The sequence below is a fragment of the uncultured Limimaricola sp. genome (assembly GCF_964022235.1).
Taxonomy (GTDB): Bacteria; Pseudomonadota; Alphaproteobacteria; order Rhodobacterales; family Rhodobacteraceae; genus Limimaricola.
Genome location: NZ_CAXHZL010000004.1, coordinates 224,317 through 244,394, shown reverse-complemented (window position 1 = coordinate 244,394; position 20,078 = coordinate 224,317). Strand labels below are relative to the sequence as shown.

Sequence of the window (20,078 nt, the reverse complement as noted above, 5' to 3'; positions counted from 1 at the left end):
CAGGCCGCCGCCGATGCCTCAACGCCGCGAGAGGCTGGACAAGTCCCCTGCGCATGGATTTATCTCGCCCGAGTGACCGCGGCCGGGAGGGGCGCGGGACAGACAGACAGAACAGGGAGAGACGCGTGGATCGTCGTTCGTTCATCACCAAGGCCGGTCTGGGTGCCGGCGCCGCCGCACTGGCCGCCCCCGCCGTGGCGCAGGGCAACATCACCTGGCGCATGGTCACCACTTGGCCCAAGAACTTTCCGGGCCTCGGCGTCGGTGCCCAGCGCCTCGCCGACCGCATCACCGCCGCTTCGGGCGGCCGGCTGACGATCCAGGTCTATTCGGCGGGCGAGCTTGTGCCGCCGTTGCAGTCGCTCGACGCGGTGATCGACGGCACCGCCGAGATGTCGCATTCGGCGGCGTATTATTGGCAGAACAAGTCCTCGGCGCTGAACTTCTTCACTGGCGTCCCTTACGGCATGACCTCGGGCGAGCTGGCGGGCTGGATGCGCCACATGGGCGGTCAGGAACTGTGGGACGAGGTCTATGACCAGTTCGGCGTCCAGGGTTTCATGTCCGGCAACACCGGCACCCAGGCCGGCGGCTGGTTCCGCGAAGAGGTCACCGGTCTCGACAGCCTCAAGGGCCTGCGCTTCCGCACGCCCGGCCTTGGCGGCAGGGTCTGGGAGAAGCTGGGCGTCACCGCTACCAACATGGCGGCGGGCGAGATCTTTCAGGCGCTGCAGTCGGGCACGCTCGACGCGGCCGAGTTCGTGGGCCCCTACAACGATCTGGCACTGGGTTTCCATCAGGTCGCCAAGAACTACTACTTCCCCTCCTTCGTGGAGCCGGGCCTCGCCACCGAGCTGGTGGTCGACAAGGCGAAATACAGCGCCCTGCCCGAGGATCTGCAAGCGATCATCCGGGACGTGTCGCAGGCCGAGTACGACATGGTCACGGCGGATTTCGCCGCCAACGACCCGCGTGCGCTCAACACTCTGGTGAATGAGCACGGCGTGAAGGTGCAGCAGTTCCCCGAGGAGATCCTCAAGGCTGCGGCCGAGGCCTCCAAGGAAGTGCTGACCGAACTGCGCGACACCGGCGACGACCTGACCAAGCGCACCACCGAGAGCTTCATCTCCTCGCTCAAGCTGCTGCGCACCAAGGGCGAGACGGCGGACGCCAACTTCATCCGCGCGCGTCAGCAGTACTTCGAGATGTGATCCCGACCCCTACGGAAAAAGAGAAAGCCCGGATCGAAAGATCCGGGCTTTTTCGTTCCGTTCGACCGGGTTTGCGGTGGTTAAAGCACCGTCGGCAGCCAGGTCACGATGCCGGGAAAGGCGAACAGGATCGCGATGCCAATGAGCTGCAACACCACGAAGGGGATGATGCCGCGGTAGATCGCCGAGGTCGGCAGGCTCGCAGGGGCGACGCCGCGCAGATAGAACAGCGCAAAGCCGAAGGGCGGCGTCAGGAACGAGGTCTGCAGGTTCATCCCCACCAGCACGCCGAGCCAGATCGGGTCGATGTCGAGCGCCAGCAGGATCGGCGCGGTGATCGGGATCACGATGAAGATGATCTCGAAGGTGTCGAGGATGAAGCCCAGCACGAACATGATCGCCATCACGACGATCACGGCCGCATAGGCCCCGCCTGGCAGGTTCGACAGGAACTCGTGCACGAGGTTGTCGCCGCCCATCAGCCGGAACACGATCGAAAAGACCGAGGCGCCGAACAGGATGATGAACACCATCGAGGTGATCGTCGCCGTCGCCACCACCGTCTCGTGCAGCACCCGAAGCGACAGCCGCCAGCGCAGCGCCGCAAGGATGATCGCGCCGACAGCCCCCACCGAGGCCGCCTCGGTCGGGGTGGCCACGCCGCCCAGGATCGAGCCCAGCACCGCCATGATCAGCAAGAGCGGCGGCAGAAGCGCGACCAGCACCTCCTTGAAGAGCCCACGCTTTTCATCGAGCGGCACCGGCGTGGCGGGGCAGCTTTCGGGATCGGTGATCGCCTTGAAGATGATCCACGCCGAATAGAGGACAACCAGCATAAGGCCCGGCAGCAGCGCGCCCGCGAAGAGATCGCCGACCGAAACCGGCGTGGGCGCGAAGTTGCCCTTCTCCATCTGCACTTGGGAATTGATGCCCGACAACATGTCGCCCATGAAGATCAGCACCGTCGAGGGCGGGATGATCTGCCCCAGCGTGCCAGACGAACAGATCACGCCGGTGGCGAGCTTGGGGTCGTAGCCCGCGCGCAGCATCGCGGGCAGTGAGATGAGGCCCATGGTGACGACCGTGGCGCCGACGACGCCGGTCGAGGCCGCGAGCATTGCGCCGACGATGACCACCGAGAGACCCAAGCCCCCGCGCAGGTTGCCAAACAGCTTCGACATGGTGAGCAGCAATTGCTCGGCGATGCGCGAGCGTTCCAGCATCACCCCCATGAAGATGAACAAGGGCACCGCGACGAGCACCTCGCTCGACATGAAGCCGATGTAACGGCTTGGCAGGCTGCCGAAGTTCGACGGGTCGAACACGCCGATCATCCAGCCCACAAGGCCGAACAGCAGCGACACGCCCGCCAACGTGAAGGCCACGGGAAAGCCCAGCATCAGAAAGCCGATGATGCCGAAGAACATGAGACCCGACAGGATCTCACCGATAAGCGTCATGTCCATCATTCGGCAGCCTCGGTCGCGTGATCGGGGGTCAGGGTATAGCGCAGCTTTTCGGGCAGCAGCCCGTCACGCCCGGCGAGCGTCAGGATCGAACGGCCCGCCATCGCGAGGCCCTGAAGCCCGACCAGCACCGCAAAGACGATGATGAAGCTCTTGAGGATATACAGCCCCGGCATGCCGCCGACGTTGGCCGAAGCCTCCAAGTAGCTCCAGGACCGCTGCACGAAGGGCATCGCGTAGAGATAGACGATCACGCAGAACGGCAGCAGGAACAGCACCACGCCGATCAGATCGATCAACGCCTTTCTGGGGATCGAGGCAGGGCGGTAGAAGATGTCGACGCGGACGTGGTCGTCGCGCAAAAGCGCAAAGCCCGCCACGGCGGTGAACATCGCGCCGTTGAGCCAGATGTAGAGATCCTGCATCCAGATGAAGCTGACGGCGAAGACGTAGCGCTGCACCACCACGGTGAAGCAGACCACGACGATCCCCAGCGCGAGCCAGGAGAAGACGTGGCCGATGATCCGGTTCAGGGCCGATATGGCGGTGACGACCGCCGCGAGCGCGCGCATCCTTCCCTCCCTCGTGGGCAATTCATTGCGCGACGTCATGGCACGTCGGGGCCTTGTGTCGCAACGCTCCGATGCGGTGCGGCATCGGAAAAATCGCCCGGTCTCTTGGCATTGGCCGCCACAATTCCGCGCAAACGCGCCTTGACCTCGCGTCTGCGGCACGATCCTGAAGCCCGCAGTTGACAGCCGCCCCACCCGCTGCCTAGCCTCCATTCAAACCGCCCGGGGAGAAACGGAGGCGGGAGGATATTGGGAGGAAGGCCGTGACGAAGATCACGCTTGCCGTGCCGCAATCGCGGGGCGGCCGTTGATGGACGCCGTTCTGAAGGCCGAAGGGCTCACCAAGGAATTCAAGGGCTTTGTCGCCGTCAACAAGGTCGACCTCATGATCGAGCGCGGCTCGATCCATGCGTTGATCGGACCCAACGGCGCGGGCAAGACCACCTGCTTTAACCTGCTGACCAAGTTCCTGCAGCCGACGCGCGGCACCATCACCTATGACGGGCGCGACATCACCAAGATGGCCCCCGCCGACATCGCCCGGCTCGGCATGGTGCGAAGCTTTCAGATCTCGGCCGTCTTCGCTGATCTCAGCGTGCTGCAGAACGTGCGCATCGCGCTGCAGCGCAAGCGTGGCGACAGCTACGACTTCTGGCGCTCGGAGCGCGGGCTGACCCAGTTCGACGACGAGGCGCGCGAACACATCGACGCGGTGGGCCTGACCCAGTTCACCGACAACCGCGCGGGCGAGCTTTCCTATGGGCGCAAGCGGGCGCTGGAGATTGCCACGACGCTGGCGCTCGACCCGCAGATGCTTCTGCTCGACGAGCCGATGGCCGGCATGGGCTCCGAGGACGTGGAGCGCACCTCGCAACTGATCAAGCGGATCGCCGCGAACCGCACCATCCTGATGGTCGAGCACAACCTTAAAGTCGTCGCGGATCTCTCTGACAAGATTACGGTTTTGGCTCGCGGTGAAATCCTCGCCGAGGGCGATTACGCCGCCGTTTCCAAATCCCCGGACGTCATCGACGCCTATATCGGAGCCGGACATGACTGACGCCGCCACCATGAGCCAACGCCCCGCCGCCACCGGTGAGGCCCTTCTCAAGGTCGAGGGCCTGCAGGGCTGGTACGGCGAAAGCCATGTGCTGCACGGCATCGACTTCGAGGTGCGCGAGGGCGAGGTCGTCACGCTTCTGGGCCGCAACGGCGCGGGCAAGACCTCGACCCTGCTCGCCATCATGGGCATCCTGTCCAAGCGCAGCGGGTCGGTGACGATGCGCGGCGCCGAGACGATCAAGCTCGAGCCGCGCCATATCGCCAAGCTCGGCATCGCGCTGTGCCCCGAAGAGCGCGGCATCTTCTCCTCGCTCAACGTCGAGGAAAACCTGATGCTGCCGCCGAAGATCGCCGAGGGTGGGCTTTCGGTCGAGCGGATCTACCAGCTGTTCCCGAACCTGCTGGAGCGCAAGCGCAGCCAAGGCACCAAGCTGTCGGGCGGCGAGCAGCAGATGCTTGCCATCGCCCGCATTCTGCGCACCGGGGCCAAGCTCCTGCTGCTCGACGAGCCGACCGAGGGCCTCGCCCCGGTGATCGTCCAGCAGATCGGCGCCACGATCCGCCAGCTCAAGCAGGAGGGCTTCACCATCGTGCTGGTGGAGCAGAACTTCCGCTTCGCGGCCTCGGTCGCGGATCGCCATTATGTCGTCGACCAAGGCCGGGTGGTGGACATGATCCCCAACGCCGAACTCGACGCCAACATCGACAAGCTGCACGCCTATCTGGGCGTCTGATGGCTTTGCAAGGCGCATGAAAAGCGCCGTCCACTGGGAGGAAAACATGAAGAAAACCATTCTCGGAGCCCTGACCCTCGCGTCCTTCGGCCTGCCCGCGATGGCGCAGGACGCCATGGAGGTGACGCTCGGTGTCCTGAACGACCGATCAGGCGTCTATGCCGACCTCTCGGGCGAAGGCTCGGTCGTCGCGGCTCGCATGGCAGTCGCCGATTTCGGCGCCGCCGACAAGAACATGACCGTCGAGGTGATCTCGGCCGACCACCAGAACAAGCCCGACATCGCGTCGAACATCGCGCGCCAGTGGTACGATCAAGACGGCGTCGACGCGATCCTCGACGTGCCGACTTCCTCGACCGCGCTCGCCGTGGCCGACATCACCGCGAAGGCGAACAAGCTGCTGATCGACAGCGGCGCGGGCTCCACCTCGCTGACCACCGACCAGTGTCAGCCGACCACGATCCACTGGACCTACGACACCGCGGCGCTGGCCAAGGGCACCGGCGGCGCCGTGACCGCGCGCGGCGACAAGAAGTGGTTCTTCCTGACCGCCGACTACGCCTTCGGCCATTCGCTGGAAGGCGAAACCATGAAGATCGTCGGCGAGTCCGGCGGTGAAGTGGTGGGCTCGGTGCGCCACCCGTTCCCGGCCACCGACTTCTCTTCCTTCCTGCTGCAGGCGCAGGCCTCCGGCGCCGACGTGATCGGCCTGGCCAACGCCGGCGGCGACACCGTCAACGCCATCAAGCAGGCCTCCGAGTTCGGCATCACCCAGTCCGGCCAATCGCTCGCCGCCCTGCTGATGTTCATCACCGACGTGCACGCCCTTGGTGCCGAGACCGCCCAAGGTCTCGTTCTGACCGAGGCTTTCTACTGGGATCACGACGACAAGACCCGCGAATGGTCGGCCCGCTTCGAGGAAGAGTTCGGCTCCAAGCCCACCATGGTTCATGCCGGTGTCTACTCGGGCACCATGCACTACCTCGCGGGCGTCGAGGCCACCGGCTCGACCGATGGCGACGTGGTCGCGGAATGGATGAAGGCCAACGAGTTCGACGATCCGCTGTTCGGCAAGGGCTATGTGCGCAAGGACGGCCGGGTGATCCACGACATGCACCTCTACGAGGTGAAGACGCCCGAGGAATCGACCGGCGAGTGGGACCTCTACAAGCTGGTGTCCACCATCCCCGGCGAGGAAGCGTTCCTGCCGATGGAAGGTTCGGGCTGCGCCTTCGCCAACGAGGGCTGATCCTGACCGGGCGCGCCGCCAAAGGCGCGCCCACCCCCGCCCCCTCGGGGGCCAACTGACAAGAACGGGACAGGCATGTTCGAACTCCTAGGCATTCCGCCGCAGGTTCTGATGGGGCAGCTCCTGCTCGGGCTGATCAATGGGTCGTTCTACGCGGTCCTGTCGCTCGGGCTCGCTGTGATCTTCGGCCTTCTGAACATCATCAACTTCAGCCACGGCGCGCAGTACATGCTGGGCGCCTTCGTGTCGTGGATGCTCCTTGAATACCTCGGCATCAACTATTGGTGGGCGCTGCTTCTGGTGCCGCTGATCGTGGGCGCCTCGGGCATCATCCTCGAAAAACTGGCGCTGCGGCGCCTGTATCATCTCGATCACCTCTATGGGCTGCTGCTGACCTTCGGCGTCGCGCTGATCATTCAGGGGCTGTTTCGCAATTATTACGGCATCTCGGGCCTGCCCTATCAGATCCCGTCGCAGCTCTCGGGCGGCCAGAACCTCGGCTTCATGTTCCTGCCCAACTATCGGGGCTGGGTCGTCGTGGCCTCGGTCATCGTCTGCTTCGGCACATGGTTCGTGATCGAAAAGACCCGGCTCGGCGCCTATCTGCGCGCTGCGACCGAGAACCCGACCCTCGTGGGCGCCTTCGGCATCAACGTGCCGCTGATGATCATGCTGACCTACGGCTTTGGCGTGGCGCTGGCGGGCTTTGCGGGCGTGCTCGCAGCACCGATCTACTCGGTGAACCCGAACATGGGCGCGGATCTGATCATCGTCGTCTTCGCGGTTGTCGTGATCGGCGGCATGGGCTCGATCATGGGCGCGATCGTCACCGGATTTGGCCTTGGTGTGATCGAGGGCCTGACCAAGGTGTTCTACCCCGCCGGATCGGCCGTCGTCATCTTCGTGATCATGGCCATCGTGCTGATGATCAAGCCCGAAGGCCTGTTCGGGAGGAACAACTGATGAGCGTGAGCGACATCCAACCCGGTCCCAACGAACGCCGCCCCGCGACCGTGGGCATGCCCAAGTTGCACATGGCGATCTTTGCGGTGCTGCTGATCGTGCTCGCGGTGCTGCCGCTGCTGGTCTATCCGGTCTTCGCGATGAAGGTGATGTGCTTTGCCCTCTTCGCGGCGGCCTTCAACCTGCTACTGGGCTTCGGCGGGCTCTTGTCCTTCGGCCATGCCGCCTACTTTGGCGGCGCGAGCTACGTGGCGGCCCACGCCTCCAAGGTCTGGGGCTGGACGCCCGAGGCCTCGATCCTCGTCGGCACGCTGGCGGCGGCCCTGCTGGGGCTGCTGATCGGCGCGCTCGCGATCCGGCGGCAGGGCATCTACTTTGCCATGGTGACGCTGGCCTTCGCGCAGATGTTCTACTTCTTCGCGCTGCAGGCCGACTTCACCGGCGGCGAGGACGGCATCCAGTCGGTGCCGCGCGGCTCCCTGTTCGGGATCTTCCCGGTCGACAGCAACGAGGCGCTCTATTACCTCGTCCTCGCCGTGACCTTGGGCGGCATCCTGTTTCTCTATCGCATCGTGCACTCGCCCTTCGGTCAGGTGCTCAAGGCGATCCGCGAGAACGAACCGCGCGCGATTTCGCTGGGCTACAGGGTCAACCGCTACAAGCTCATGGTCTTCGTGCTCTCGGCGGCCTTCGCCGGGCTGGCGGGTGCCACCAAGAGCCAGGTGTTCCAACTGGCATCGCTCACGGACGTGCATTGGTCGATGTCGGGCGAAGTGGTGCTGATGACACTTCTGGGCGGGGTCGGCACGGTGTTCGGCCCGCTCTTGGGCGCGACCATCGTGGTGACGATGCAGAACTACCTCGCCTCCATGGGCGCGTGGGTCACGGTGATTCAGGGCGTGATCTTTGTGCTCGGCGTGCTGCTGTTCCGCGAAGGCATCGTCGGCGTGATCTCGAAATGGATCAAGCGGCCGCTCTGATCGGCCAGCACTACAGGCAAAGGCCCGGGCGGATCGCCCGGGCCTTTTGCGTGAGTGCCCGGGGCGATGCGGCGGATTTGAGTATTTGGAGAGTAAAGTCACCCTCAGGCGAAACGGCGACCGGCCTCCAAGGCCAGACCGGTGCCGACAGAGCCCAGCATGTCGCCGGTGGCGATTCTGGCCCCAGGCAGATGTGCGGCCACCAGAGCGCGGAGCGCCGGAAGACGGCTTGAGCCGCCGGTCATGAACACCGTGCCGATGGCGTCCGGCCCGATCCCGGCCTGCGCCAGCACCGCGTCCAAGCGCGCGCCGATCCTCTCGAGCGGCGCGGTGACGGCCTCCTCGAACAACGCGCGCGTGACAACCGGGTTCGGCCCGCCGACCAGCGGCTTCAGCTCGAGACGCGCGGCCTCCTCTTCCGAGAGCGCGACCTTCACGCCCTCAACCGCCATCGCCAGCGCGTGGCCGCGCCGATCCTCGACCGCGCGCACCATCCGCGCCACCAAGGTGGGCGCGTCGGCCTCGCGCAACAGCGCCTTGAGGTCCGACAAGGCGCGGGCGGCGTACAGCCGGTTGATGCGGTGCCACGTGGCGAAATCGACATAGTAGTGACGCGGCATGTCGCCCTTGCCCCCGCGGATCGGGGTGCCAAAGCCCAGATGCGGCATCGCGGCGGCAAGGCTCAGCAGCCGGTCGAGATCGGTGCCGCCCACCCGGATGCCGTCGTTGGCAAGGATGTCGTCCGCGCGGTCGGGTCGCGCCATGCGGTCGGGGCCAACGCGCACCACCGAAAAGTCCGATGTGCCGCCTCCGATGTCGACGATGAGCACCAGCTCCTCGGAGGAAATGCCGCTCTCGTAATGCAGCGCGGCCGCGATCGGCTCGTATTGAAAACCGACCTCGGTGAAGCCCGCCCCGCGCGCGATCTCCTCCAGCGCATCCTGCGCCGCGCCGTCGCCCGTCGGGTCGTCATCGACGAAATGCACGGGGCGACCCAGAACCGCACGCTCCACCCCCGGCGCCGCGGCATCGAGTCGCGCGCGCAGATGGCCGAAGTAATGCCCCAGGATCTCCACGAAGCTCACCGAGCGGCGGCCGATGGCGGTGCGCTCGGTGATGAGCGACGAGCCAAGCGTGCTTTTCAGGCCACGCAACAGCCGCCCCTCCTCACCCTCGGCATAGGCAGAGATCGCAGCGCGGCCAAAGATCGGCGCGGGATCGTCCACCTCCCAGAACACAGCGCTGGGAAGCGTGGTTTCCTCGCCTTCGAGCGCGATCAGCGTCGCACCGCGCGCGGCACCGAGGCCCATGGTGGAATTGGAGGTGCCGAAATCGATGCCGCAGGCCACAGGATGCATGGTGTTCTCCGCCGGATACGGCCCCGGGAGGGCCGTTTCGAGCGGACCGGTCTAGCGCCCCGCGCGCCTGCGCGAAAGCCCCCTCAGGCGGACGGGGCCACCTGCCCGACGCGGCGCAACGGCGCAGGGGGCGCGGGCGATCTGGGCAGGGCCACGTTGATCCCGGCTTCGCTCAGCATCCGGTAGATCTCGGCAAAGCTCTCATCCGCCACCATCGCCTCGCCCTTGCGCTGGCTCAGGAAGGTGTCGGCGGGGGCCGCAAAGCGGATCGCGGCGTCGACCTCTTCGTCAGAGCCCGCCTTGTAGGCCCCGATGCGGATCAGCTCCTCCATGTCGGCGTGCCGCGCGAGGCTGCGCCTTGCCGCCTGCAGCACAGCGTATTCGGCGGGCGAATGGCAGGCCGGCAGCATCCGCGAGATGCTTTTCTGGATATTCACCGCCGGAAAGCGCCCCTGCTCGGCGATGGCGCGGTCGAGCACCACGTGACCGTCAAGCACGCCGCGCACCGCGTCGGCCACCGGCTCGTTCATGTCGTCGCCGTCGACCAGCACCGTATAGAGCCCGGTGATGTCGCCCTGCCCTTCGGCTCCGGGACCGGAACGCTCCAGAAGCTGCGGCAGCTCGGCGAAGACGGTGGGCGGGTATCCCTTGGCGGTCGGCGGCTCACCGGCCGCCAGCCCGATCTCGCGCTGCGCCATGGCAAATCGGGTGACGCTGTCGAGAAGCAGCAGTACCTGCAGGCCCTGATCGCGGAAATGCTCGGCCACCGCCGTCGCGGTCCAGGCGGCCTGACGGCGCATGAGCGGCGGCTCGTCACCGGTGGAGACCACCATGACCGAGCGCGCCATGCCGTCGGGGCCAAGGTCCTCCTGAATGAAGTCCTGCACCTCGCGGCCCCGCTCGCCCACCAGCCCCACGACGATCACATCGGCCTGCGCGCCGCGCGCCAGCATTGCCATCAGGGTCGATTTGCCGACGCCGGAGCCCGCGAAGACGCCCATGCGCTGGCCCCGGCACAGCGGCACGAAGACGTCGAGCGTCTTGATGCCGGTGTCGAGCCGCGCGCCGACGCGGCGGCGCGCGAAGGCGGCGGGTGGCCCGGCACGCACCATCCGGGGGGCCTCTCCCTCCATCAGAGGTCCGCGACCGTCGAGCGGCTCGCCCAGAGCGTTGACCACCCGGCCGATCCACGCCGCGTCCGGGCGCACAAGATCGCCGCGCGGGCTGCTCTCGACCTTGTCGCCCACCACCACCCCCGCCCATGAGCCGAAGGGCAGCAGATGCGTGCCGCGCGCGTCGATGCCCACGACTTCGCCCAAAACCGCTCCGCGCGCCCCATGCACCGTGCAGCGCCCGCCGATGCCCACCGCGCGCTCGAGCCCGCTTACCGTGAGAGACAGACCCAGCACCGCGCGCACTTCGCCGGTCACGCGCGCCTCGGGAGCGTTGCGCAGTTGCGACGTCAGATCGGAAAATGCGGTCTGCATGGAACTCACCCCGGTAGTCATGCCAATTTATACATGCTATCCATGCTCGACCGGAAAGGAAACGCAAATGCTCGACGGCATGTCCTTCTTTGCTCTTGCTTCAAAGCGGCTCGACTGGCTCGCGGCGCGCCAAAAGGTGATCTCCGAGAACGTCGCCAACGCCAACACGCCCGACTTTCTGGCCAAGGATGTGGCTGGGTTCGAGTCGATGCTGGCGGGCACGCAATCCGGCATGGCCACCACCAATGCGCGGCACATCTCCACCGGCAGCGGCGGCAACGGCGGCCCGCGGGTGATGACAGACGTCGCCGCTTGGGAGCGCTCGATCGACGGCAACACCGTCGTGCTTGAACAACAGACCGTGAAGGCCGCGGAGGTCAGCGAAAGCTACCGCCTCGCGGCGCAGCTCTACCGCAAGGGCCACGACCTGCTCACCCTTTCCGTCACCGGCCAGCGCTGAGCGCTTAGGAGATCGCCATGGATCCGCTTTCCTCGATCAGCGCCATCGCCGCCAGCGGCATGCGGGCGCAGGGCGAACGCCTCAAGGTCGTGTCCGAGAACGTCGCCAACGCCGACTCGACCGGCAACACGCCGGGCGCCGATCCCTATCGCCGCAAGACCCTCTCCTTCGAGGAAATGGTCGACCGCGACATGGGGGCCTCGATGGTCAAGGTCGAGCAGATCGGCCGCGACAAGACCCCTTTCACACTGGTGCACGACCCCGCACACCCGGCGGCGGACGCGAAGGGCATGGTCAAGATGCCCAACGTCAACCCGATCCTCGAAATGGGCAACATGCGCGAGGCCTCGCGCAGCTACGAGGCGAACATGAACATGTTCGAAGCCGGACGCGACATGCGCACCCAGATGCTCGACCTTCTCAGATAAGGCTGACCGATGACCGAGTTCTCGTCGATCCTCTCCACCTCCAACGTCCGCGGTGCCTACCGGTCCTCGCAGGAATTGTCGGGCCTTCCCGGCCCCGCCAAAGCAGCCGGCGAGGGCGAAAGCTTTTCCGACATGCTGCGCGGCGCCACCACCAACGCGGTCGAAACCATCCGCGAGGCCGAAACGGTCGCGCAGAAGGGCCTGACGGGCGAGGTCGGCACGCAGCGTGTCGTCGAAGCGACGCTCGAGCTGGAAAGCACCGTCAAAATGATGGTCTCGATGCGCGACAAGGTCGTCGAGGCCTATCAGGAAATCATGCGGATGCCGCTCTGATCGCGGCACCGACGGGGACGCGGGGGCGGCGATGAACGAGAGCGACACCTACGATATCCTGTCGGACACGATCCTCACGGTGCTGATCGGCTCCGGCCCGATCCTTGCGCTGGCGCTGGGCGTCGGCCTTGTCATCGCCTTCTTTCAGGCGCTGACCCAGATTCAGGAAATGACCCTGACTTTCGTGCCCAAGATCGCGGCGATCTTTCTCGGTCTGCTCGCAGCCACCCCCTTCATCTATGCCACGCTGACGCGATTGTCGGACCGGGTGTTCGACCTGATCGCGAGCGGTGGCGCATGAAACGCCTCGCGCTTGCCTTGTCGCTAGTCGCGGCGCTGGTGCCCCGGCCCGGCCTCGCCGGCTGGGGCGATTTCTATCGCGGCAGCGAGTCGCTGGGCGCTTCGCGCGCCGTGGCGGGTGGCGACGCGCGCGGCGCCCCGCTCGAACGCGGTGTCTGCGTGGCCGAGATCCTGCGTGCGCAGCTGCGCCACCGCATCCCGGGCAACCTGCTTCTGGCCATCGGCATTCAGGAGGCAGGGGTGACGCGCGGCGGCCATCTCACGATCTGGCCCTGGGCGGTGAACGCCGCCGGTGAAGGCCGCCTGTTCGAGAGCCGCGACGCGGCGCTGGGCTGGATCGCCGAGCGGCGCGCATCAGGCATCGAAAGCATCGACGTGGGCTGCATGCAGATCAACCTGCGCTGGCACCCCGACGCTTTTGCCGATGCCAGACAGGGATTCGATCCGGCGCAGAACGTCGATTATGCCGCGCGCTTCTTGCGCGGGCTGTTCGATGAGTTCGGCGACTGGACCGCCGCGGCGGGGGCCTATCATTCGCGCACCCCCGAGGCACAAGGCATCTATCTCGCGGCGCTACGCCGCAACATCGAGGTCGCCAACGAGCGGATCGCGGGATTTCGCGACATCGCCGCCCCCGGTGCTTCCGGTGCTTCCGGCGGCCCCGTGCTGGCCCCAGCGCCCACGCCGCGCCAACGCGGTGCCGGATCGATGCGTCGTGGCTGGTCGGCGGGCGGCGCCCAGACCGGCGGCGGCAGTGGTGCGCGGTTCGGCATCTACAGCGACGCGCCGCTCAGACCGGTGATGTCCCTCACCACCCCATCCTCGTGAGGCGCGCATGAGCCAGAAACCCACCCCCGAGATCAAGGCCCCGTCGGCGCTGCTCAGCATGAGCCTCGCCAACCGCGACGTGGGCTTCGCGCTCGGCGTCACGGCGGTGCTCGCCGTTCTCTTCGTGCCGCTGCCTTCGGTGCTTCTCGACCTCGGGCTGGCGGTGTCGCTGGCGCTTTCGGCGTTGATCCTGATGGTGGCGCTGTGGATCCCGCGGCCGCTCGACTTCAACAGCTTTCCGACGCTCCTGCTCGTGGTCACCATGCTGCGGCTGTCGCTCAACGTTGCCTCGACCCGGCTGATCCTGAGCCAGGGCCACACCGGGCCGGGGGCCGCCGGCGGCGTGATCGAGGGCTTCTCGCGCTTCATCGTCGCAGGTAGCTTCGTGATCGGCATCGTGATCTTCGCGATCCTCGTGGTGATCAACTTCATCGTCATCTCCAAGGGCTCGACCCGCATCGCCGAGGTGGCGGCGCGCTTCTCGCTCGACGCGATGCCGGGCAAGCAGATGGCGATCGACGCCGACCTCGGCGCGGGTCTGATCGACGAGGACGTGGCCAAGAAGCGCCGCAAGGAACTCGAGGACGAGAGCGGGTTTTTCGGGGCGATGGACGGTGCGTCCAAATTCGTGCGCGGCGACGCCGTTGCGGGCCTGATCATCACCATGATCAACATCGTCGGCGGCATTCTGATCGGCGTCGTGCAGCACGGTCTGCCGATCGGCGAGGCCGCCAACGTCTATACCACGCTGACCATCGGCGACGGTCTGGTGAGCCAGATCCCGGCGCTCATCGTCTCGCTCGCCGCCGGTCTCATCGTCACCAAGGGCGGCACCGAGGGCGCGGCCAACGAAGCGGTTCTGGCGCAGCTCGGCAAGTTTCCCAAGGCGCTCTACATGGCCGCCGGGCTTTTGTGCGGCATCGGCCTGCTGCCGGGCTTTCCCCTGCCCGTCTTTGCCATCCTCGCGGCGATGATGGCGGGTCTGGGCTATGTGATGGACCGCGAGGCCAAGGCGCGGGTGGCGCGCGAGGCCGTCCAAGCCGTCGAGAGCGCGCAGGCCGCGACCAAGGACCCCGAGGACGACGTTCAGCAGACGCTGAAGCTCGACGACCTGCGGCTCGATCTCGGCGGCGCGCTGGTGCCGCTGATCAACCGCCCCGACGCCGCGCTTCCGGGCAAGATCAAGAGCCTGCGCCATCTGTTTGCGCGCGATTTCGGCTTCGTGCTGCCCTCGGTGCGGATCAAGGACGACCCGAGCCTCGCCGCCGATAGCTATGCCATCACCGTGCAGGGCGTGGCCGCCGCCACCTCCGAGATCCGCGCCACCGGCATGATGGTGATCAACCCCGCCGAGGCAGGGATCGAGCTGCCGGGCCAGCGCACCAAGGACCCGACCTTCGGGCTCGAGGTGGTCTGGGTCGATCAGGCCCTCGCCGACGAGGCCGAGGCGGCTGGCTGCACCGTGGTCGATCCCGAGAGCGTCATCACCACGCATCTGACCGAGATCATCAAGCAGCACATGCCCGAGCTTTTGACCTATGGCGCGGTGCAGGAGCTGATCGAGGGGCTGCCGCGCCCGTATCAGAAGCTCGCGGGCGAAATTTCGGGCACCAGCCCGACCATCCTCGTGCAGCACGTGCTGCAGGCGCTGCTTCTGGAGCGGATCTCGATCCGCAACCTGCCGCTGATCGTCGAGGCGATCGCCGAGGCCGGGCGCACCACCTCGTCCGTCACGCTGATCACCGAACACGTGCGGCGGCGGCTGTCGAACCAGATCTGCCACGCGCTGACCGACCCTTCGGGCTTCGTGCCGGTGATCACCATGTCGTCGTCGTGGGAGACCGAGTTCAACGGCGCGGTGCGGATGAACGGCGACGAGCGCAATTTCCTGATGTCGCCGCAGCGTGTGCAGGAGTTCGTGCTCGAGGCGCGCAAGGAGATCCAGCGTTTCGCTCAGCAGGACGAATGGCCCGCGCTGATGGTCAGCCCCGAGGTCCGCAGCTTCGTGCGCTCCATGCTCGAACGTGTGAGCCCGATGACGCAGGTGATCTCGCACAACGAGGTGCATCGCAAGGCGGCGCTGCGCACCGTCGCCACCATCGGCGGCTAGGGTTTGGATCTGGCCGAGTTTCTCGTGTCGCAGGTGTTGGTCGCGGGCCTCGTCTTCGCGCGGCTAGGCGCGGCACTGATGTTCCTGCCGGGGTTTGGTGAGCAGACGATACCGGCCCGGCATCGGCTGTTGTTCGGCCTCGCCCTCAGCGCGGCCATCGCCCCGCTGGCGCCAATCGGCGGGCTGGCCGATACGGCCCCCGTGGTTTTGTTGTCGATGTTCGCCATTGAGGTGACCATCGGGATCTGGATCGGCACCATGGCGCGCATCCTGTTCTCGGCGCTGCAATTTGCGGGCTATCAGGTCGGCATGGTGGCGGGTCTCTCCAACGCTTTCGCTCCCGGAACGGGCAGCTTCGAAGGCTCGACCCTGATCGCCGGTGCGCTGCTGATGGCCGGTGTGGCGCTGATCTTCGCGACCGAATTGCACCATGTGATGATCATGGCCCTGCTCGACAGCTACGAACTGTTTCCGCCGGGTCGGTTGATGCTGGGCGATCTGGCGCAGCAGATGGTGCGCGCGGTGGCCGAGAGCTTTTATCTCGGGGTTTCGCTCGCCGCCCCCTTCTATGTGCTGTCGCTGGTGCTCAACCTCGGGATGGGGCTAGCCAACCGCGCGATGCCGAGCCTGCCGGTGTTCTTCGTGGCGGCACCGATCCTGATCGCCACCGGGCTGTTGGGCCTCGTGCTCGCGGGTCCGGCCATGCTATCGGGGACGGTGCAGGCGCTGGGCGACTGGCTCGTGGGCTTCAGCTTCTAGGGGGGCGCGATGTCGGACGAAGACAAGAGCAGCAAGACCGAAGAGCCGACCGAGTCCAAGCTGCGCAAGGCGCGCGAAAAGGGCGACGTCCCCTCCTCAAAGGAAACCGGCAACATGATGAGCGCCTTCGCGCTGCTCATCATCTCGCTCTACCTGCTGCCCTCGCTGCTGCCACGGCTCGCGGGGGATCTTTCGGGGCTTCTCGATTCCGCGGGCAGCATCGAGATCGGCTCGGGCACCGCAGGGTTGCGCGATGTCAGCGGCATGGCGCAGGCCCTCGTGGGCACGGTGGTGACGACGCTGGCGCCCGTGGTGCTGGTGATGGTGCTGGCGGCGCTGTTCGGGGTGCTGATCCAGGGCCAGACCGTGGTGGCGCTGGAACGGATCAAGCCCAAGCTGTCGAAGCTCAACCCCGGCTCGGGCTTCAAGAAGATGTTCTCGGCCGATGCCTTCGTCGAATTCGGCAAGAACATCGCCAAGGTCGCGGTGATCACGGTGATCGCCCTGCTCGCGGTGCGCTCTTCGGTCATGGACATCTGGCAGGCGCCGGGCTTTGCGCCCGAGACGCTCCTGCCGCATGCGCGCGGCGCCGTGGTGCGCATGCTCATCGGGGCCACCGCCTTTCTCGCGGTGGTGGCGCTGATCGACATCATCTGGAAGCGGATGGATTACATCCGCAAACAGCGGATGAGCCTCAAGGAGATCCGCGACGAGCACAAGGACAGCGAAGGCGACCCGCATATCAAGGGCAAGCGCGCCCAGATCCGCCGCAAGCGTTCGCAGCAGCGGATCGCCACGGCGGTGCCGCAGGCGACCGTGGTGCTGACCAACCCAACGCATTACGCGGTGGCGCTGCGCTACACGCCGGGGCTCGATCGCGCGCCGGTCTGTGTCGCCAAGGGGGCCGATCTCATCGCCGCGCAGATCCGCCGGATCGCGCGCGAGAACGACGTGACCATCGTGGAGAACAAGCCGTTGGCGCGCGCCCTGCATGCGGCGGTCGAGGTCGACGACGCGATCCCGGCCGAGCATTGGCAGGCGGTGGCCGAGATCATCGGCTACATCATGGATCTCAAGCGCCGCATCCGCCGCGCCCCGCCCGAAGGCTCGGCGCTGCGCGAGGAGGACTGACGATTACTGGAGTCGGATGCCGTTGAGCCGCTGGTCGCCCGGCAGCTTGGAGCGCTCGAGGATGATCATCGAGATCGCCTGCGCGCGCACCACGTTCATCGCCGCGAGCACCGGAGCGGCATCGCGCTCGGGCATGGCGCCCAACACCGTCACCGCGACCTCGATGTCGAGATCGTTCATGATCGTCGCGGCCTCGCGCGGCTTCATGTTGACATAGAGCGCCACCAGACGGGCGACATCGGCCTGACGTGCCTCGTCGATCTTGGTCATCAGCCCTTCGAGTTCGCCGCGCAGCTCCGCCAGCCGCGCCATCTCGATCGACAGCGTTTCCTCGGCCAGCGCTATCTCGGAGGCGCGCTCGTCCAGCGCGGCACGCTGTTCGTGCAACAGGCCGCGCTCGGTGGCGATGGCCGACAACACCTCTTCAGGGGCGGCGCAGCTTTCGGGGATCGCGGGGGCGACGGGTGCCGGTGCGGGTGCGTCCTCGGGCGCAGGGTCGCCCGCCGCCGCGTTGGCGGCGCCGACGAACATGCCGGGCCGCGCGGGAGCATCGTCGATCCGTGGCGCGCCGATGTCACCCACCAGCAGCGCCGCCTTGGCGACACCGGCCAGCGCCAGCGCGCCGAGCACGATCTGAAAGGGACGCGGCGTGTTCACTGATCGCGCTCTCGCACGCTGTCGAAAAAGCCCTGCACCAGCTCGGTCTTGCCGGTGACGCGGGTGACGCCCGCGGCCTGCGCGCGGGCGCGGGCGGCGCGCGCGACCTTGTCGCCAGCGCGCGGCCCGGCCTTGTCACCGGCGCGCGGGGCGGCGGCATCGCGGGCAGCGGCGGGCTGGGTTTTGGCGGCCACAGGGGTCTCGGTCAGGCTGCGCGCCATGCTGCTTAGGTCGCGGACGGATTCCTCGGACTTGTCGACCGCCGCCGCATAGGCGGTGATCACCGGCTGAAGCTCGCGCAGCGTCTCCATCAGGAGCCGCACCCGGCGGTCCACCATCCAAGCATAGCCAAGGACACCCGCCAGCATCGCCAGGATCATCGCATCAATCAGCAAGGTCACCGGCGCGCTCCTTCTCTTGGTCGCCGAGGTCATCGGTCACGCGCAGCGCCACCGCACCGTTCTTGCGTCGCCCCATCGCGGCGCGAAACATCGGTTGACCGTTGCACGATACGGTTGCCTCGTGATCCATGTCGACCCCAAGGTCAATGACATCGCCGGGTGCCCAGTCGAGAACCGTGCGCAGACCGACACGGACCTCGTGCAACACGGCGGTGATCCGCGCCTCAGAGCCCGAGATCGAGCGGCCCAGAGCCTCGCGCCAGCCGTTGTCGCCGCCCAGATCGGCGCCCGGAAAGTTCTGCGACAGCATCGGCCGCACGGTCTCCAAGGTGCTGTCGGGGATCACGAAATCCAAAGTGCCGCCGCGATCCTCGAGGCTCACCTTCAAGGTGATCCGCACCGCCGGAGCGTTGGGCGGAGCCAGCACCGCGTTGGTCGGGCTGCTTTCCAGATGATCGACCCGGAATTTCACGCCACCCGCCGGCTCGAAGGCCGCTTCGAGCTCGGCCAGCACCATTTCGGCCAGACGTTGACCGAATCGCCGCTCGATCGCGGTGAAGCTGCGTGGCTTCCACTCCTGCGTGCTGCCGCCTCGACCGCCCAGCATGATCTCGAGCACCGAGAACAACAGGTCGGGCGACATCGACACGCCGATGCGCCCATCCCAAGGCTCGGCGCGCGCCACCGCCGTCAGGGCCGGGGTGCCGATGGCCTCGAGCGCAGAGGCGCAGGGCAGATAGTCGAACTTCGTCAGCACTGCCTCGGAGGGCATCCCGGCAAAGGTCTTGAACGCGCTGCCCAAGGCCAGCGCATAGCGGTCGAAGATCGCCTCCAGCAGCGGCAGGCGCTCGTAGCTGAGCGAGGCCATCTGGATGATCTGCTCTTCGATGCTGCCATCAGTGAGACCACCTTCGGGCTCACGGAGCGTGCGCTGGATCATGGAGGTCATTCCTACTGGACGATCATGTCGGACACGAGGATTTCGCGGGGGGCCTCGCCGCCCGACACGGCGCGGGCGCGGCGCAGCAGTTCGGACTTGAGGTCCGCCAGCCCGAGGCTGCCGCGCAGGTCGCGCTCGTCGAGCGTGCGCAGGTAGTCCTGAAAGCTGTCGCGCATGTAGACCTGCCGCTCTTGCAGCCGTGCAGCATCAGGGGCGGCCGAATCGTAGATGAGCGCGAGATCGAGCTTGAGAAACCGGCTGGTCTGCCGACCGGCGGCCGAGGTCGCGGTGATGTTGACGATGATTTCCTCGAAGGGCATCGCCATGCGCGACGGATCCGCGGCCAGCGCCGAACGGATTTCTTCGGGGGCGGTCTCGTGATCCTCTCCGGCGCCGGATTGTTCGGCGTGATCCGGATCATCGCCACCGCCAAGCCCGGCCAACTCCATGATGCGTGCAGGCCCCACCGCCGCGACGAGGCCACCGCCTAGGGCGATCACCGACAACAGCACGAGCAGGATCAGGCGCAGTCGCCCCGGCCGGGCGCCGCTCTCCTTGCCAATCATCTTTGCATTCACATCTGTCATTTTGGTTCCCGCTGGGTCGTCGGAACATGGACAATATGTGTTCTTTGGGCCGAACAGGCAAG

22 protein-coding genes are annotated in these 20,078 nt (G+C 66.5%); 14 read left to right on the top strand and 8 right to left on the bottom strand.

The annotated features are described in order from the left end of the window. Positions 1 to 125: 125 nt before the first annotated feature. Positions 126 to 1,211 (top strand): TRAP transporter substrate-binding protein, encoded by a 1,086-nt coding sequence (locus AADJ02_RS07935; protein WP_341212453.1) that lies wholly within the window; start codon positions 126 to 128, stop codon positions 1,209 to 1,211. An 80-nt stretch (positions 1,212 to 1,291) separates the two neighbouring features. Here AADJ02_RS07935 and AADJ02_RS07930 read toward each other — a convergent pair whose 3' ends face one another. Both AADJ02_RS07930 and AADJ02_RS07925 read right to left on the bottom strand, forming a co-directional pair. Next, the gene (locus AADJ02_RS07930) at positions 1,292 to 2,677 is read right to left on the bottom strand and encodes a TRAP transporter large permease subunit (protein WP_341212452.1); all 1,386 of its coding nucleotides are present in this window, start codon (positions 2,675 to 2,677) and stop codon (positions 1,292 to 1,294) included. Beyond that, positions 2,677 to 3,249, bottom strand: coding sequence for a TRAP transporter small permease subunit (locus AADJ02_RS07925; protein WP_341212451.1), 573 nt, complete (start codon positions 3,247 to 3,249; stop codon positions 2,677 to 2,679). Before AADJ02_RS07925 ends, AADJ02_RS07930 begins: the two co-directional genes overlap by 1 nt. A 310-nt stretch (positions 3,250 to 3,559) precedes the next feature. Here AADJ02_RS07925 and AADJ02_RS07920 point away from each other — a divergent pair, with 310 nt between their 5' ends. The 5 genes from AADJ02_RS07920 to AADJ02_RS07900 all read left to right on the top strand — a co-directional run bounded on the left by AADJ02_RS07920 (position 3,560) and on the right by AADJ02_RS07900 (position 8,237). Further along, positions 3,560 to 4,309 (top strand): ABC transporter ATP-binding protein, encoded by a 750-nt coding sequence (locus tag AADJ02_RS07920; RefSeq protein WP_341212450.1) that lies wholly within the window; start codon positions 3,560 to 3,562, stop codon positions 4,307 to 4,309. Next, on the top strand, positions 4,302 to 5,045 hold the full coding sequence (locus tag AADJ02_RS07915) for an ABC transporter ATP-binding protein (protein ID WP_341212449.1): 744 nt from the start codon (positions 4,302 to 4,304) through the stop codon (positions 5,043 to 5,045). Before AADJ02_RS07920 ends, AADJ02_RS07915 begins: the two co-directional genes overlap by 8 nt. 46 nt (positions 5,046 to 5,091) lie before the next feature. Next, positions 5,092 to 6,294, top strand: a complete 1,203-nt coding sequence (locus AADJ02_RS07910) for an ABC transporter substrate-binding protein (RefSeq protein WP_341212448.1) — start codon at positions 5,092 to 5,094, stop codon at positions 6,292 to 6,294. 75 nt (positions 6,295 to 6,369) lie between these two features. Further along, positions 6,370 to 7,257: a branched-chain amino acid ABC transporter permease gene (locus AADJ02_RS07905; RefSeq protein ID WP_341212447.1), complete on the top strand. Its 888-nt coding sequence runs from the start codon at positions 6,370 to 6,372 to the stop codon at positions 7,255 to 7,257. After that, positions 7,257 to 8,237: a branched-chain amino acid ABC transporter permease gene (locus tag AADJ02_RS07900; RefSeq protein ID WP_341212446.1), complete on the top strand. Its 981-nt coding sequence runs from the start codon at positions 7,257 to 7,259 to the stop codon at positions 8,235 to 8,237. The genes AADJ02_RS07905 and AADJ02_RS07900 overlap by 1 nt, the downstream gene beginning before the upstream one ends. A 104-nt stretch (positions 8,238 to 8,341) precedes the next feature. On the opposite strand, the gene AADJ02_RS07895 is transcribed toward AADJ02_RS07900, so the two are convergent. Next, on the bottom strand, positions 8,342 to 9,595 hold the full coding sequence (locus AADJ02_RS07895) for an Hsp70 family protein (RefSeq protein WP_341212445.1): 1,254 nt from the start codon (positions 9,593 to 9,595) through the stop codon (positions 8,342 to 8,344). Between the two features lie 83 nt (positions 9,596 to 9,678). Beyond that, positions 9,679 to 11,082 carry a flagellar protein export ATPase FliI gene (gene fliI / locus AADJ02_RS07890; RefSeq protein ID WP_341212444.1) on the bottom strand — a complete coding sequence of 468 codons (1,404 nt, stop codon included), beginning with the start codon at positions 11,080 to 11,082 and terminating at the stop codon, positions 9,679 to 9,681. A gap of 67 nt (positions 11,083 to 11,149) precedes the next feature. Between fliI and flgB the strand changes: the two genes are divergently transcribed. Genes flgB through flhB form a run of 8 tightly spaced genes read left to right on the top strand, consistent with a single transcriptional unit; the run spans position 11,150 to position 17,431 of the window. Continuing rightward, positions 11,150 to 11,542 (top strand): flagellar basal body rod protein FlgB, encoded by a 393-nt coding sequence (gene flgB / locus AADJ02_RS07885; RefSeq protein ID WP_341212443.1) that lies wholly within the window; start codon positions 11,150 to 11,152, stop codon positions 11,540 to 11,542. Positions 11,543 to 11,559: 17 nt separating this feature from the next. Next, complete coding sequence (gene flgC, locus AADJ02_RS07880) at positions 11,560 to 11,970, top strand: flagellar basal body rod protein FlgC (protein WP_341212442.1); 411 nt, start codon at positions 11,560 to 11,562, stop codon at positions 11,968 to 11,970. Positions 11,971 to 11,979: 9 nt separating this feature from the next. Beyond that, the gene (locus tag AADJ02_RS07875) at positions 11,980 to 12,303 is read left to right on the top strand and encodes a flagellar hook-basal body complex protein FliE (protein ID WP_341212441.1); all 324 of its coding nucleotides are present in this window, start codon (positions 11,980 to 11,982) and stop codon (positions 12,301 to 12,303) included. A gap of 31 nt (positions 12,304 to 12,334) precedes the next feature. Then, positions 12,335 to 12,604: a flagellar biosynthetic protein FliQ gene (locus AADJ02_RS07870; RefSeq protein WP_021694172.1), complete on the top strand. Its 270-nt coding sequence runs from the start codon at positions 12,335 to 12,337 to the stop codon at positions 12,602 to 12,604. Further along, positions 12,601 to 13,431, top strand: coding sequence for a lytic transglycosylase domain-containing protein (locus AADJ02_RS07865; protein ID WP_341212440.1), 831 nt, complete (start codon positions 12,601 to 12,603; stop codon positions 13,429 to 13,431). The genes AADJ02_RS07870 and AADJ02_RS07865 overlap by 4 nt, the downstream gene beginning before the upstream one ends. 7 nt (positions 13,432 to 13,438) lie before the next feature. Further along, positions 13,439 to 15,541, top strand: a complete 2,103-nt coding sequence (flhA, locus tag AADJ02_RS07860) for a flagellar biosynthesis protein FlhA (RefSeq protein ID WP_341212439.1) — start codon at positions 13,439 to 13,441, stop codon at positions 15,539 to 15,541. Positions 15,542 to 15,544: 3 nt separating this feature from the next. Further along, on the top strand, positions 15,545 to 16,300 hold the full coding sequence (locus AADJ02_RS07855; RefSeq protein WP_341212438.1) for a flagellar biosynthetic protein FliR: 756 nt from the start codon (positions 15,545 to 15,547) through the stop codon (positions 16,298 to 16,300). 9 nt (positions 16,301 to 16,309) lie between these two features. Continuing rightward, positions 16,310 to 17,431 (top strand): flagellar biosynthesis protein FlhB, encoded by a 1,122-nt coding sequence (gene flhB, locus AADJ02_RS07850; protein ID WP_341212437.1) that lies wholly within the window; start codon positions 16,310 to 16,312, stop codon positions 17,429 to 17,431. Between the two features lie 3 nt (positions 17,432 to 17,434). Here flhB and AADJ02_RS07845 read toward each other — a convergent pair whose 3' ends face one another. The 4 genes from AADJ02_RS07845 to AADJ02_RS07830 are packed head-to-tail and all read right to left on the bottom strand — an operon-like array spanning position 17,435 to position 20,016. Further along, on the bottom strand, positions 17,435 to 18,088 hold the full coding sequence (locus AADJ02_RS07845) for a hypothetical protein (RefSeq protein WP_341212436.1): 654 nt from the start codon (positions 18,086 to 18,088) through the stop codon (positions 17,435 to 17,437). After that, entirely contained in the window at positions 18,085 to 18,489 is a 405-nt protein-coding gene (locus AADJ02_RS07840; protein WP_341212435.1) for a flagellar motor switch protein, read from the bottom strand. Before AADJ02_RS07840 ends, AADJ02_RS07845 begins: the two co-directional genes overlap by 4 nt. Continuing rightward, positions 18,473 to 19,429, bottom strand: coding sequence for a FliM/FliN family flagellar motor switch protein (locus AADJ02_RS07835; RefSeq protein ID WP_341212434.1), 957 nt, complete (start codon positions 19,427 to 19,429; stop codon positions 18,473 to 18,475). The genes AADJ02_RS07840 and AADJ02_RS07835 overlap by 17 nt, the downstream gene beginning before the upstream one ends. Positions 19,430 to 19,440: 11 nt before the next feature. Continuing rightward, positions 19,441 to 20,016, bottom strand: coding sequence for a flagellar basal body-associated FliL family protein (locus AADJ02_RS07830; protein ID WP_341212433.1), 576 nt, complete (start codon positions 20,014 to 20,016; stop codon positions 19,441 to 19,443). Positions 20,017 to 20,078: the final 62 nt, after the last annotated feature.